The sequence below is a fragment of the Nostoc sp. JL33 genome (genome assembly GCF_017114985.1).
In the GTDB taxonomy this organism is placed as follows: Bacteria; Cyanobacteriota; Cyanobacteriia; order Cyanobacteriales; family Nostocaceae; genus Nostoc.
The window spans coordinates 20,458-33,413 of record NZ_JABXKP010000069.1 but is presented as its reverse complement, the minus strand read 5'-3'; the positions used below and the strand labels follow the sequence as shown (position 1 = coordinate 33,413).

12 protein-coding genes and 1 pseudogene are annotated in these 12,956 nt (G+C 40.8%); 6 read left to right on the top strand and 7 right to left on the bottom strand.

From position 1 onward, the window contains the following. Positions 1-176 precede the first annotated feature (176 nt). On the top strand, positions 177-803 hold the full coding sequence (locus HWQ23_RS19540; RefSeq protein WP_292831418.1) for a type I restriction enzyme HsdR N-terminal domain-containing protein: 627 nt from the start codon (positions 177-179) through the stop codon (positions 801-803). Positions 804-1,007: 204 nt separating this feature from the next. Next, complete coding sequence (locus tag HWQ23_RS19535; RefSeq protein WP_292831415.1) at positions 1,008-1,343, top strand: hypothetical protein; 336 nt, start codon at positions 1,008-1,010, stop codon at positions 1,341-1,343. A 215-nt stretch (positions 1,344-1,558) separates the two neighbouring features. Here the strand turns inward: HWQ23_RS19535 and msrA are convergent, their stop codons facing one another. Beyond that, a complete protein-coding gene (gene msrA / locus HWQ23_RS19530; RefSeq protein ID WP_292831412.1) occupies positions 1,559-2,224 on the bottom strand; it encodes a peptide-methionine (S)-S-oxide reductase MsrA in 666 nt (221 codons plus the stop codon). A 128-nt stretch (positions 2,225-2,352) separates the two neighbouring features. After that, complete coding sequence (locus tag HWQ23_RS19525; protein ID WP_292831409.1) at positions 2,353-3,807, bottom strand: hypothetical protein; 1,455 nt, start codon at positions 3,805-3,807, stop codon at positions 2,353-2,355. Between the two features lie 130 nt (positions 3,808-3,937). Here HWQ23_RS19525 and HWQ23_RS19520 point away from each other — a divergent pair. After that, positions 3,938-4,372 (top strand): annotated as a pseudogene (locus HWQ23_RS19520) (YidH family protein); the annotation flags it as partial. A gap of 198 nt (positions 4,373-4,570) precedes the next feature. Here HWQ23_RS19520 and HWQ23_RS19515 read toward each other — a convergent pair. Beyond that, a complete protein-coding gene (locus HWQ23_RS19515) occupies positions 4,571-4,798 on the bottom strand; it encodes a hypothetical protein (RefSeq protein WP_292831406.1) in 228 nt (75 codons plus the stop codon). A 193-nt stretch (positions 4,799-4,991) separates the two neighbouring features. Continuing rightward, positions 4,992-7,160, bottom strand: coding sequence for a PD-(D/E)XK nuclease family protein (locus HWQ23_RS19510; protein ID WP_292831403.1), 2,169 nt, complete (start codon positions 7,158-7,160; stop codon positions 4,992-4,994). Positions 7,161-7,238: 78 nt separating this feature from the next. Between HWQ23_RS19510 and HWQ23_RS19505 the strand changes: the two genes are divergently transcribed. Together HWQ23_RS19505 and mltA are read left to right on the top strand one after the other, a co-directional pair. Then, positions 7,239-8,594, top strand: a complete 1,356-nt coding sequence (locus HWQ23_RS19505) for a proton extrusion protein PcxA (protein WP_292831400.1) — start codon at positions 7,239-7,241, stop codon at positions 8,592-8,594. A gap of 94 nt (positions 8,595-8,688) precedes the next feature. After that, a complete protein-coding gene (gene mltA, locus HWQ23_RS19500; protein ID WP_292831397.1) occupies positions 8,689-10,101 on the top strand; it encodes a murein transglycosylase A in 1,413 nt (470 codons plus the stop codon). A 129-nt stretch (positions 10,102-10,230) separates the two neighbouring features. Here mltA and HWQ23_RS19495 read toward each other — a convergent pair whose 3' ends face one another. Together HWQ23_RS19495 and HWQ23_RS19490 are read right to left on the bottom strand one after the other, a co-directional pair. Beyond that, positions 10,231-10,464, bottom strand: a complete 234-nt coding sequence (locus HWQ23_RS19495) for a DUF3134 domain-containing protein (protein WP_292831394.1) — start codon at positions 10,462-10,464, stop codon at positions 10,231-10,233. 178 nt (positions 10,465-10,642) lie between these two features. Beyond that, positions 10,643-11,854 carry an RNA-guided endonuclease InsQ/TnpB family protein gene (locus tag HWQ23_RS19490; protein WP_292831391.1) on the bottom strand — a complete coding sequence of 404 codons (1,212 nt, stop codon included), beginning with the start codon at positions 11,852-11,854 and terminating at the stop codon, positions 10,643-10,645. 53 nt (positions 11,855-11,907) lie between these two features. On the opposite strand from HWQ23_RS19490, the gene HWQ23_RS19485 reads away from it, so the two are divergent. After that, positions 11,908-12,084, top strand: coding sequence for a hypothetical protein (locus HWQ23_RS19485; RefSeq protein ID WP_292831389.1), 177 nt, complete (start codon positions 11,908-11,910; stop codon positions 12,082-12,084). Positions 12,085-12,148: 64 nt separating this feature from the next. Here HWQ23_RS19485 and HWQ23_RS19480 read toward each other — a convergent pair whose 3' ends face one another. Continuing rightward, on the bottom strand, positions 12,149-12,577 hold the full coding sequence (locus tag HWQ23_RS19480; RefSeq protein ID WP_292831387.1) for a hypothetical protein: 429 nt from the start codon (positions 12,575-12,577) through the stop codon (positions 12,149-12,151). Positions 12,578-12,956: the final 379 nt, after the last annotated feature.

Genomic DNA, 12,956 nt, shown 5'->3' with positions numbered 1-12,956 from the left:
GCTTGCTTCTCCGTAGGAGTACGCTACTAGACAAAGCTTAGTTCACCTCCGTGGACTAAGAAAAAATCAAGAGTTTTTAACCTGCGGAGGCAGGTTTTGTCTGTATAGCCGCGACTTCTAGTCGCCAGGGCTAGTAATAAATTAGACTTTCCAAACAAGCTCTAAAGGTTCAACAAATGGTTCAAATTCTTCAAGGAAAAGATATCACTCTAGCCCAACTTATTGATGAATTTGGTCTACAACTTGCAGATGATGAGCATTTTTTTTCAGAGTGGCAACATGATTTACCTGAGTTGAGTGACTTAGAAAAGCAATCTCTTAACGAAGTCAAGGTAGAATATTTGCATCTCTCGAAATATCCTATTTTGGAACCTGTAGTTAAAATGGTGGTGCTATCTCCACTATTGCGTCTAGCAGGTTTTTATCAACCGCCTTTTTACATCGCCTCAGAACAAGAGGTAAAAATCTCTTCTGAAGACGAAGGCACGATTATCAGAGGACGTATTGACATCTTGGTGTTGCATCCTCCATTTTGGGTTCTCGTTATTGAGGCAAAACGAGCAGAATATTCTTTAGTCCCAGCAATTCCCCAAGCATTGGCTTATATGTTGGCAGATGCAACTTCGGCTAAACCTGTTTTTGGGTTTATTACCAATGGTAATGAATTTAGATTTATCAAACTGCTAAAAACTGAAACTCCACAATACGCTCTATCTGATTTGTTTGCTTTAGATAGTCGTGATGATGTATATATTGTCCTGAAAGTGTTAAAGCACCTAGCTCATTTAATTCGTAATTCGTAATCTTGTAGGGTGCGTTATGCCTTTGGCTAACGCACCATCTCAATACTTTCGGTATTTTATGCGTAGGCGTAGCCCGTCGTAGACATCGCTAACACACCCTACGAAACTCATCGCCAAGTAATTTATTATTAAATTGTTTAGCTGTAGATAATCAATAATATTTTGAAGTGGCAAAAATTTTATACCCATAAATAATCTAATATTATGTGGCAGCCAGACCCTCAAGAATTATTAATATTTTTCATCCTAATAATTGTATCATGTTTTTTTGGAGGAGCAATTGCTGGAATAGCTACTCTAATCATCACAAGGAAAAGAAATTTTTATATTGAAATATTTAGACTATTAATTGGGGCTATAGGAGGGTATGAAGGTCTAGTAATCTTTTTTATTTTTAATCTTGAAGACAAGAATCCAAATGAAATACTTAAATTCATTATTTCTGTTCATCAAAATTTCACTGGATTTTTAATTCCGAGTATGCTAGGGGCAATAGGTGCAAGTATAGCTATATTTATAATGAGAAAGGTATTTCGCTAGCGTTCATAAATTCCTGAACTATAAGGCAATACGGTTCGGTTAAGCCCAAAAAGAAAAATGTGTAGTTGGGTTGAGGAACGTAGCTCGCTTATTCTTAACTAGACAAAACATATCCCTCTCCGACTCGGAGAGGGACAGACTTGAACTAAAGTTCAAGGCAGGGAGAGGTTCGTCGAATTCACGTTAAGTTGACTACCCTACCAACTCCATTTCTATCAATTAACTTGCGATTCAACTACACCCACGGGACAAGAAACATTTGTCCCTCCCAAACCACAATATCCGTTGGGATTTTTAGCGAGGTATTGCTGATGGTAAGCTTCAGCGTAGTAAAATTCAGGTGCATCTAAGATTTCTGTGGTAATCTTGCCATAACCTGCACCGTTGAGAGCTTGCTGATAAGCTTCCCGCGATGCTTCTGCTAGCTGCTTTTGACTTTCGGAATATACATAAATTCCCGAACGGTATTGAGTGCCAGCATCATTACCTTGGCGCATCCCTTGGGTGGGATTGTGACTTTCCCAAAAGACTTTGAGCAGTTCAGAATAACTAATCACTTTGGGATCAAACACAACCAACACGACTTCATTGTGGCCGGTTCGTCCACTACATACCTCTTCATAAGTGGGGTTGGGTGTAAATCCAGCAGCATAACCGACTGCGGTAGTGTAAACTCCTTTAAGTTGCCAGAATTTGCGTTCTGCACCCCAAAAACAGCCCAAGCCAAAAATTGCTTTCTCTAATCCATCGGGATAAGGAGGCTTCAGGGGATTTTTGTTGACATAATGAGCCGCCGGTACTGACATAGATTGTGCCCTTCCTGACAAAGCTTCGTCAGCAGTGGGTATAACTTCCTTTTTGCCAAATCCGAATAGTGCCATTGATTTTGACTCTGATATACATCTTTACCTTATTTACTATTTTAACGCTGTAAAGATTCTGGCATCGCTTGGGATTTTCTCAGAGCCATCCTTGGACTGTGTTGACCTTTACAAAAACAGTTCTGAAATCAAGCTCTTTCTTTCAGCGCCTGTTTTGCAATAGTACTAACCCTGTAGTCCGAATCATTGCTTAACCGCTCCAAAATTGAAATCGGTATATTGACATTTGTGGCAACTTTTCTGCGAAGATAGCGGTCAGAATCAACCGCGAATTGTTCTAGCAAATGGACAGGAGTATTTGGATGAGTAACAATAGCGTCTAAAGCAGAACCCTTACATTCATGCTGTGATTGGTTTACTTTTGGATAAAGCTTCTCCAGCCCATCTGAGGGTGTATTGGGATTTTCAGCGAGATTTATGAAAAGCTCAATGTGTACGTGAGCCGAGCCTTGATCGTTGATAATTGCAAGCAGTATAGTGGGTGGTGTTTTCAAAGAGGATGCGATCTCCGTCAATACATGATAGTCATTCTTCATCTGCGACAGAGTTTCTAACACTTTTGGCGTGATGTCAGAACTTCTCGCCAATTGAACCGCACGTTGTCTAAGCATGATTTCATTTGATGACGAGAGTCGTTGAATTTGCTTAACCAAGAACTCTGCAAAAAACTCTAGAACCGTAGAGGTTGCATTGGGATTGCTTGCGGCTTTGAAGGATACATATTCATCTGTATCCTGCGCGAGTTTTTCTAAAACCTTTGCAGAGGTTGAGGGATGAGCTGCAACCAATAGCCGAACAGAGGCTCGTCGATCGCTTGCTAACTGCTCTAGCAAGTCGATGGATGTTCCAGGTTTTCCCTCCATAAAATTGATGATGGCGATCGCAGTTTCTGAAACATTTGGATGGTTCTTGACCAGATCACGAATTTCTTTTTCATTTTCTCCCGCTAGTTTTTCCAATATTGCGCTTGGTGCTTGAGGATTTCGAGCAATTGCTTTATGCATCCTAAAATTTCTCCAATCTGCAAACTGATTTAGCAGGGATAAGGGTGCTTTGGGGTTCTCAGCGATCGCAATTTTGACGACATAGAAGCTTCCACACTCGGCTAGTTGAAGCAATAACGATTCAGAAGTGTTCGGATTTTGAACGATGGCGGTAAAGAGGTCATCCAAATCAGATTCATCAGCATTTTCGTCATCCCAGAAACGAGGCGGGTTTTCTACAAGTTGTTCCAGGATGTGAAGAGGTGTCTTTGGATTTCTAGCCACGGCACAAAGAATTTCCTCATCCTCGATTTTAGATAACTGAGCGATCGCCCTTTCACTAGTTGTTGTGCTACGCGCTAAAGAGAGTCTAACGAAATGACTCTCAGGATTTTCCAGCAGCAAAAGATTGAAAATCGGGTTCGCCGTAATTGCGTCTGGAAACTCCTTACCTAATTTCAGCAACACTTCCGTGGGCGTATTCGGATTTCTAGCTACAGCCTCACGAACTTCTGGCTGAGGATGTAAAGATAGCTCCTCAAGCACCACAACCGAGGTATCGTCAGCCGAGGCTAATGCAAAATCGTTGTCATCAAGCATAGTAAAGAATTAGATTTTAGATATATAATTAGTCTTCCCAAATCTCAGGGTACTTTTACATTAGACTTTTACGAAACTTCATCGATGTTATGAATACTTTTGAAGGAGAACTTGCCATCAAAAAATACTCATGGATAAAATACCAAAAATTGATCGTCAAAGGGAGCATCAAGCGAACGAACGTACTTTTCTGGCTTGGCTACGCACTTCTATCGCATTGATTAGCTTTGGAATTGCGATCGCCCGATTTGCTCTATTTTTACGTCAGCTTAATCTTGCCATTACTCAACAAGAACCTTATGTAAATCCATTCTCTAATTCCGAAAATTTGGGTCTTGCTTTAGTAATTTCTGGGATTTTCACAATTGCATTAGCTGCGTGGCGATACAATCAAGTTTTCTGGCAAATTGAACAAGGGGACTATAGACCAAGCCGGTTAATGGTTTGGATAATGACTGGAGTAGTAATTATTTTGGGACTTTTCTGTATTCCTTTGCTCTTAAGGCGTGATCAAATACCTTCTCATTCTCCTGTACAAATTCAACCACAGTCCCGAAATTTGCAAAGATCAATCCCAAACCTAAATGTTAGAAAGGTGATAATTACTACTCAATACAAACGAATATTTTTGTTTGTTAAATTTGTCATTAAATAATGGTTAATAAGTCTTATAAGAATCTGATTTGATTTTTGAAAAAGACTAAGCGAGAATAGGCAACAGGTTAACTTACTTGTGCAATAATGCAATTTCTAAGAGCGAATACTATTTTAAGTTATCCCGTGCGGCAGCACGAACAATGCTGTTGGGGTCTTGCGTTAGTTGTTCGCAAATCTCGCGCTCAGTATTCGGGTTTTGAGCGATCGCATATCTTTCTGGCCAAAACCAAGATTTATAGTATCTTGCCAAAAATGAACTCGGTATATGAGGATTCATCAGAACCAAAAAGCGAGAAAATGATGGGCGATCGGGAAATTTTAGACATCGATCCAAGAAAGGAATCGCCGCTTCTGGTTCTTAAGTCAGCGAATAGAATTCGCGGCTACACAAACGAACGCGAACAGCGTCTCGCAGAGAAGTCCGCCTGCGCGGACTAAGGAAAAATTGAGTGTTTTCATAACCCACGGAGGTGGGTTTTGCCTGTGTAGACGCGGTTTCTAACCGCCCTTTTAACTTTGAATAAGTTTTATATAACTGAATGCGTTACACAAGCATTCACTAAGGGTAAAAGCGGCCCTAATTGCTCTTGTCCATTCACCGCTAAATCGCTGTGACACAAATAAACTCTCTCGGATACACGAGACATTAAATCTGTCAATATCCTCCGCAGTCTTTGTTCTTCTGCTAATTTCTCATCTTCTGCTGTCCAAGGTTCGCCTAACCTGTCTCGCAAGAAAAACGGCGCACCGAACAAAGTCGCCGCGCCACCTTTCGCCCATAGAGGTGAACCAGCATCCAGCCAAAAATGCCAACGGTGCGATCGCCTACTAGATCGATATTGAAATATAGTTGCTAAGGTGACAGCCTTTCTGACTCCACCAATGGGGCGCACAGGGTAAGGATTGGCAGTAATAGTACCACGTCGCAATAGTTGAATGAATTCAATAATAGTTGTGTGAGGCGTTGTCTCAACTGGGGCAATTTGTCGTAATCTGGTGTCAATTTCCCAGTAGTGTTGGGCGGTTTCTAATAATTCCCGCAATGCTGCTAGTTGTTCGTAGGGAAGATTACTACCATTCCACAAGAAGCGCTGAATTGCTCTGTCTAAGAGAGAAATCGGACTGGGGATTAAACGCAATTCTTGTTGCGATCGCTGCTGTTCTAACCACTCTAATATCTGATTATAAGCTGTCGTCGCTGCATAACCAATTCGATCCCAGCGCTCAAAGGCTGAGACTGATAGCAAGTTGGGGCGATCGGGATGGGGTAAAAAGCAGTAATCTGCAATCAAACCAGCACGTACCGGGTCAATATCAGTAGAGACGCGATTAATCGCGTCTGTAGAGTTTTCTAGGGGTTGTTGTTTCCGACTCAACACAACTAACATTTCTGCCACGGCATCCCGATCTACTAAGCGTCCCAAGCCGGGATAAACTAGTGCCAGCATGGTGAGCAATGCGCGAATGATCGGTGAACTAACTAAGGGACGTTGGTCATTAAGCGATTCTACTTGGATGTTTTGCTTAACGAGGATTTCTACTAGAGTATAACGAGCGATCGCATCTAAACCTGGTGCTATAATCGCCACTTGTTCTGCTTCCACTTCCTTTGATTGGATGGCATCAGCAATTACCTCTGCTGTTTGCCGCAATAGTTGGGCGCGGGAGGTAGTTTGAATTGAATGCACAATCTCAGGTAAGCTTGACAATAGCATCGGTTCTGTTACCAATTCCACCATCTGTTGAGTGAGTTCCTCACCAAGGAACTCAGGAGGCGGCCCGGTCAAGATTTCTACCCGACAGCGCTCTGCTAGCCCTTCTAGGTAGTTAGGGTCTGCTCCCAATCCCAATCGCACTGCACCATCGGGATTGTAGCTAAACGCCCCGACTGCGCCTTGATCTAATAGCAACTCAAACAAAAGACGCGCTACGCTAGGATATTCATCAACATCATCCGCCAGTACCGCCTGATAGCGTTTAGCTAGGTGCTGCTGGTAATTGCGATCGCTTAACAAATGCTGACTATAAAGTTCAGTAATAATTCCATAAGTCAGTAACCCTCTCTCTAAACACCAGTTACGCCAATCTAGGAGCAAAGATGCCAAAAATTCCGGCTCTAAAGTTGTAGTATTTTCCCCCAGACCCCTGGCCAAAATCTGGGCAATATCTTCGCAAGGTATACCACTGTAAGCTGCTAATTGCAATAAGTCTAGAATGCGACGCACCAAGCGAGATTCATTTACTCCCGCAACACGTAAAATTTCTTCGTCTAATTGGGAACGCCAGAGTTTGGTTGCTAATTCTTGTTCAGTTTCTGGCCGCAATCTTACCGGAAACTGTGCCTTCAGGCTCAACGAGTTAATTAGCAACGGCCAAAATAAAATAACTTCATCCTGGAAAAAACCTAGCGGCGTCTTCGCACGAACCGGATATTTACCTAATGTAGATGTAACAATTATATCTCCTAATTCTCGACGATTATCATCATTGGCAGCTAAGACTAAAACTCCTGGCTCTGTTTGTTTAAGATATAAAAATTCGGGTAAATGACCAGCTTTTTTACGTCCTGATTTTTTAGTATAAAATGATTCAGTATACTGTTTTTCCGGTTGTACCCAATTACAAAATTGCTCTACCAAGCGAGCCGTCTTACCACTGCGGCTAGTGCCAACAATCCAAACCGAATGAGAAACCACAACCTTTCTCCCTGTAGATTTGCTAGTATACCTCGTGCGTTAACTTAAGGTTAATAGTCACCAAATAATGCTGGATGATTGTCTGCAATGAATAACTCTGTTTTTAGCCAAAAAATCTATTCTTTCTTACTTGCTGCTTATCGATGGTACTTACAGACTCCTGAACGTTGTTTAAATCAAGCTTACGATGCAGCATTAAAGATTAAGGAAATAGAAGATAAGCATTTCAATGGTAATAAAATAGACAGTGACTCAGCCATGTACAGTAATAGCGTGATGGATTATTTTGAGTCAGACCTAAAAAAGCTATTAAAAATTGCGAGGATGCGGCTTACAGAGTTGAGAGCAAGCCGTTGGTTTCTAAATGAAGAGAATCAAAAAGCTGCTCAGAAAGCAGGTATAGAGTATCTAAATCCTTCTTTGGTTTTGGAAAAGCTAAACTTCATCGATCAAGTTATATCCAAATACACAACAACTTCTGATCAAATAGCTTCTAACGCTTTAGTGGTCACACCTCCAAATCTACCAGTTAAGTCTGTGATATCTGAGGAGAATTCGCTCCTCGTCAATACTCCAACGTTACCACCCAAAATACAAATTCCAGACTTAAGGAAAAAACCACAACCAAAGGGTAAAACCGATACAACAGGCGTTTTACCCCGCTCTATTTTAAGTACTATCACTCGTCTGCAAGTTGAATTAGACCCTAATTCGGAAAAAGAGGTAATTCAGAGTTTTCGTCAGACTCAAAGAAGAACAATAATATCTATCAGGTTTATTTTACTATTGATTATCGTACCACTTTTGACCCATCAGATAGCAAAAGCTTTCGTTGTCGGGCCAATTATTGAGCGGTTTAGAAGCACTGACCAAATGCAGATATTTATAAATTCCGAAATGGAAGAGGAAGCCCTTGCAAAATTAGAAATATTTGAAGAAAAGCTCAAGTTTGAAAATCTGATTACAAAAGCCCCTTCACTTTTGCCTGAACGGATGGAAGCTGAAATCAGTAATAAGGCTATTGAGCTTGCTGAAGAATTTCGTCGCGAAAGCTCTAATGCGATCAAAAATGTTTTTGCAGATATTTTCTCAGTGGGTGCTTTTATCTGGCTTTTGTTAGTCAGCAAGTCTTCTCTTGCTGTGCTAAAAGATTTCTTTGATAATATTGTCTATGGACTTAGTGATAGTGCCAAGGCATTTATCATCATTTTGTTTACTGATATATTTGTAGGATTCCACTCTCCTCATGGCTGGGAAGTACTACTAGAAGGTGTATCGCGCCATTGGGGATTACCAGCAAATAGAGATTTTATCTTCTTATTTATTGCCACATTCCCAGTGATTTTAGATACAATTTTCAAATATTGGATCTTCCGCTATTTGAACCGGATATCGCCTTCAGCTGTTGCGACTTACCGTAATATGAATGAATAGGGCATTGGGGAACAATTTTTGTGTTGTAAAATTAAATTATTTTTGATTTTTGATTTTGAGCGAGGTGGGATAATCTCAAAAATTTTTAATTTTGATGAAAAAGGCACTTGCTGGATTAGGAAAGTTTAACAAAGTTATCGCGATCAGCTTACCTGTGGTTTTGTCAATTTTGCTGGTGCGTATGCAATCTTTGACATATCGGGAACTTAGTCCGCCAGAATGTCGTTTGCAAAAGTGGAATATACCAGTTTCCTTGACTGCTGAAAATCAAGATGCATTTACACAAAAGCAAAAAGTACCATTAATCCAGAGACTACCAGTTACTTGTTGTCAAGGTGATACCTCTTGTTTGGATGAAGTACTCTATGGACAGATAGCAGTTAAACAATTCAAAATTCAAAATGACGCTCTCTCCCAGACGCGCTCTCTACACGGACTCGTTGGCGGAGCCTCTCCAAGAGTTGAGGCTGCGCTAACAAAATTAAAAAATGAAGATCCAGAGAAAAAGGCGCTGATAAGTGCGATCGCTCACAGTCTCGAATACCTGCAAACAGCTAATGCTGCGGCTGCTTATCAAAACTATCAGGTAGCTGGGATTACGCGCGATCGCGTCATCAAAAGTTTGAAAAGATTCCGCGAACTCTTATTAAAAACTAATTCTGCAATCGAATTACATCAAGCCATCCTGCGGGAATTTGTTCTTTATCAGTCAATCGGTCAAGACACCAAAGGTTCGGTTTTATTCACCGCCTATTATGAACCGCTTTACGCAGCCAGTCGCGTCCCTACAGCAGAATATCGTTATCCTGTTTATCGATTACCTGCTGATTTAAACTCCTGGTCTAAGCCTCATCCTACACGCTTGGAATTAGAAGGAGTAGATGGTTTACAAGGCGCAAAGGGTAAATTGCGAGGATTAGAGTTGTTTTGGTTTCGCGATCGCCTTGAACCATATCTAGCTCAAATTGAAGGTTCAGCAAGACTTCAGCTTGCCGATGGGACTCAGACAACAATCGGCTATGCTGGTAATAACGCTTATAACTACAAAAGCATTGGGCGAGAATTAGCGAATGATGGCAAATTACCGCTACAAGGTATGACTATGCCAATTATTCTCGACTATTTCCAAAAGCATCCCCAAGAATTAAATATTTATATTCCGCGCGATCGCAGCTTTGTTTTTTTTCAAGAAAATCACGGTGAGCCAGCCCAAGGTTCTATCAACGTACCACTAACAGCAGAGCGTTCTATTGCTACAGATAAATCTCTCATGCCTCCTGGTGCTTTAGCGTTGATTCGCGCTTCTATTCCCTTTGTTAATCCTACCGGAAAAATGGAGGAGCATATCGTTAGTCGCTATGTTCTTGACCAAGATACCGGAGGTGCAATTAAAGGTGCAGGTAGGGTAGATTATTTTTTAGGTACTGGGAAATTAGCAGGCGATCGCGCTGGTGTTACAGTCAGCAATGGACAATTATTTTATCTATTACTCAAGTCCCAGAATTAAACACACTCGCATTTTAATACTAAGATTCCCGACTTCTCTAAAAACTCGGGAATCTTAGCCTTTGGGCGTAAATAAAGTACACATTCCAAATCAATGAAACGCTTGAGGTAAGTAATTACGAATTACGAATTACGCTTCTAAATCCATCTCAGTATCGTCATCGTCATGATCATAAGGGATATCGTCAAGGTCGATCATTTCTGAAATTTCTTCTACTTCATTTAGATACTCAGATTCTTGATGTTCACGCTCGATTAGACGACCAGTTGACTTTAACCATTCCAAAAGAATAAACTCATTACTTGTACGAATTACAGGCGCTCGTTGGTTACGAGGTTCTTCACGCAAAGGACTTATAGGCATAAAAAAAACTCACTTTGAATTAAGGGTCAGCGTGCAAAAACAGGAAAATTGTATACTAGGGTTAAAAGTCTATAACAACTCTTTTCTCAACAGATAAAATGTGACTCATTGAGTTTTTTATCTCAAGTCCCTCTAGTTACTTACCATTAAAATCTCTTCGTTTGACATACTCACCGGACTAAAGTCTCGGGGAAACACTTGACACTTCACCGAGATGTGCTGGAGAACCAGTCTTACCTTCTCTCTGTGTCCGTTTAGAGTCGTGGCAATGCCCTATCCCGACTTTATTTATATTTTTCGCGGCATTCTGATCTCGGTCGTGTTCAGTTCCACAATTTAAGCACTGAATCGACCGGATTTTTAAATCGAGTTTGCCCCATTTGTAGCCACATTCAAAACAGACTTGGCTTGTAGGCTCCCATCGGCTTATAACGTGAAAAACTCTATTAAACTTCTGCGATTTAGCCTCGCATAACGTTCTAAATTCTCTCCATCCCTGAAAACTAATAGCTCTAGCAAGTTTGCAATTTTTGACCATGCCTGAGACATTTAAATCTTCCAAAACGATAACTTGGTTTTCACTAACAATTTTGGTAGATAACTTGTGCAAAAAGTCTTTACGGGCATCTGCTATTTGGTTGTGCAGCTTTGCGATTTGAATCCGAGTTTTATTCCTACGTTTTGAATCCTTGGGTTGGCGTGCTAGCTTTTTCTGGAGTTTGCGAATTTTTTTATCAAGCTTTGAGTAGTCTGGACTTTCTGCTTTCTCTCCGTTACTCATTACAGCAAAAGTATTAATTCCTAAATCAATACCAATGCTTTGGTTTTTAGCGTCAATATCAATAGGCTCAACTTCTACTACAAAGCTCAGGAAATAGCGGTTAGCGCAATCCTTGATTACTGTAACGGAACTTGGGGCTGACGGCAATTTTCTAGACCAAATTGGGTTGACGTTACCAATTTTGGCTAGATAAACCTCATCCCCTTTGATAGAAAATCCGCCAATTCTGAACCGTGCCGTCTGTTGATTAGTTTTCTTTTTGAATTTAGGACTACCTAATTTTTTACCTTTTCTCTTACCCTTGAGCGAATCAAAAAAGTTTTTGTAGGCAACTCCCAAATCCGCAACTGACTGTTGCAACGGGATATTAGAAACTTCAGACAGCCATTCCCGTGCATCAGTTTTCTTTGCTTGGGTAATTACTAACTTTTGCAAGTCGTTATTACTTGGCAACTTTGTCGTTCGCGTAGCGTCGCCCGCTACGCTAACAGACTTCTTGCACAAAGCCAAAGCATCATTCCATACCACGCGAACACAACCAAACAACTGAGCTAAAAGCTGTCGTTGTTGGTCTGTCGGGTAGAAACGGAATTGATATCTGGCTTTCATGAATGTTTATAATGTGTTATATATGAGTATACCAATAAACACAGCTTAATACAATGCCTTTCCAAAAAAAACACAATCTTGGATTTACCAGTAGTAATCCGTTAGATAACGAACCCATTTGCTTCAAGGGGCGGATTGGGCAAAAACAAGCACTTAAGGATATTCCTGATTGGCAGAACAAGATTAGGGATTATGTTGATGAATTAATCAATAAAAAGCCGTCCTTTTAGGACGGGGCTTGTATCCCATTAATTTCGGTCAGTCCTAATAATAAATCTTCAAGCAGACGCGATCTCACAAGGCATTTGGTAGCTTGGGGAGAGTTTCATACATATTAGAGGGCAATGCAGACAATCTGTTAGCTACAGCCACTGCATCAGCTAAGTTACTAAATTGACACCGGACTATATCTTGTCCATTTCCTGAAGGAAATCGCTTCCTAGCTTTGTTAGAGACAGCACAAATAATCCCTAAAGCTTTGGCAAACCCATCTTTTGTCAATATTGTTTCTTGCGCGAACCCTTCAACAGGAATAAGGCAAACCTCAAACCGATAGCCCGGCCTGGGAGAAACAGCTATGTCGATATATGGTTTATCTTCTTTTCTGATTCGGCGTAAATATTTGGCTGTCGAATTAGGATCATGCAAATCAGTCCCAAGGGCGTAAGTAAAGAAACAATCTTCTGTGAGGGATTCAGGACGGGTAATTATATCCGTTGGCATAAGTTCAACTACTATCCGTATCTTGTCTGGGTTTGTGACACATTAGACTTGTCCGTTCTTCTTAGCACATTTTTTCACAGCAACATGTATCATTTATCACAGGAGGTATTGCAATACAGTTCTGCTCACTAGAAATTTCAAGTTTTGGAATGCTGAAGACTCTCATCTTTAAAGGTCTTAGCTGTATTAACTTTCAGACTATGACCCATCCGTTGAATATCTCTCAACGCATATAAACTGACATAAAACACCTCCTGAATCAAAGGGTGTAGAGATTTAGATTCGGAGAGGTGTCTATATAGTCAGTTACATGACCGAAAATATTTCTCAACTAGCTGATTATAACATAGTTGGCGATCGCATCATCTGCTAAAGTAGA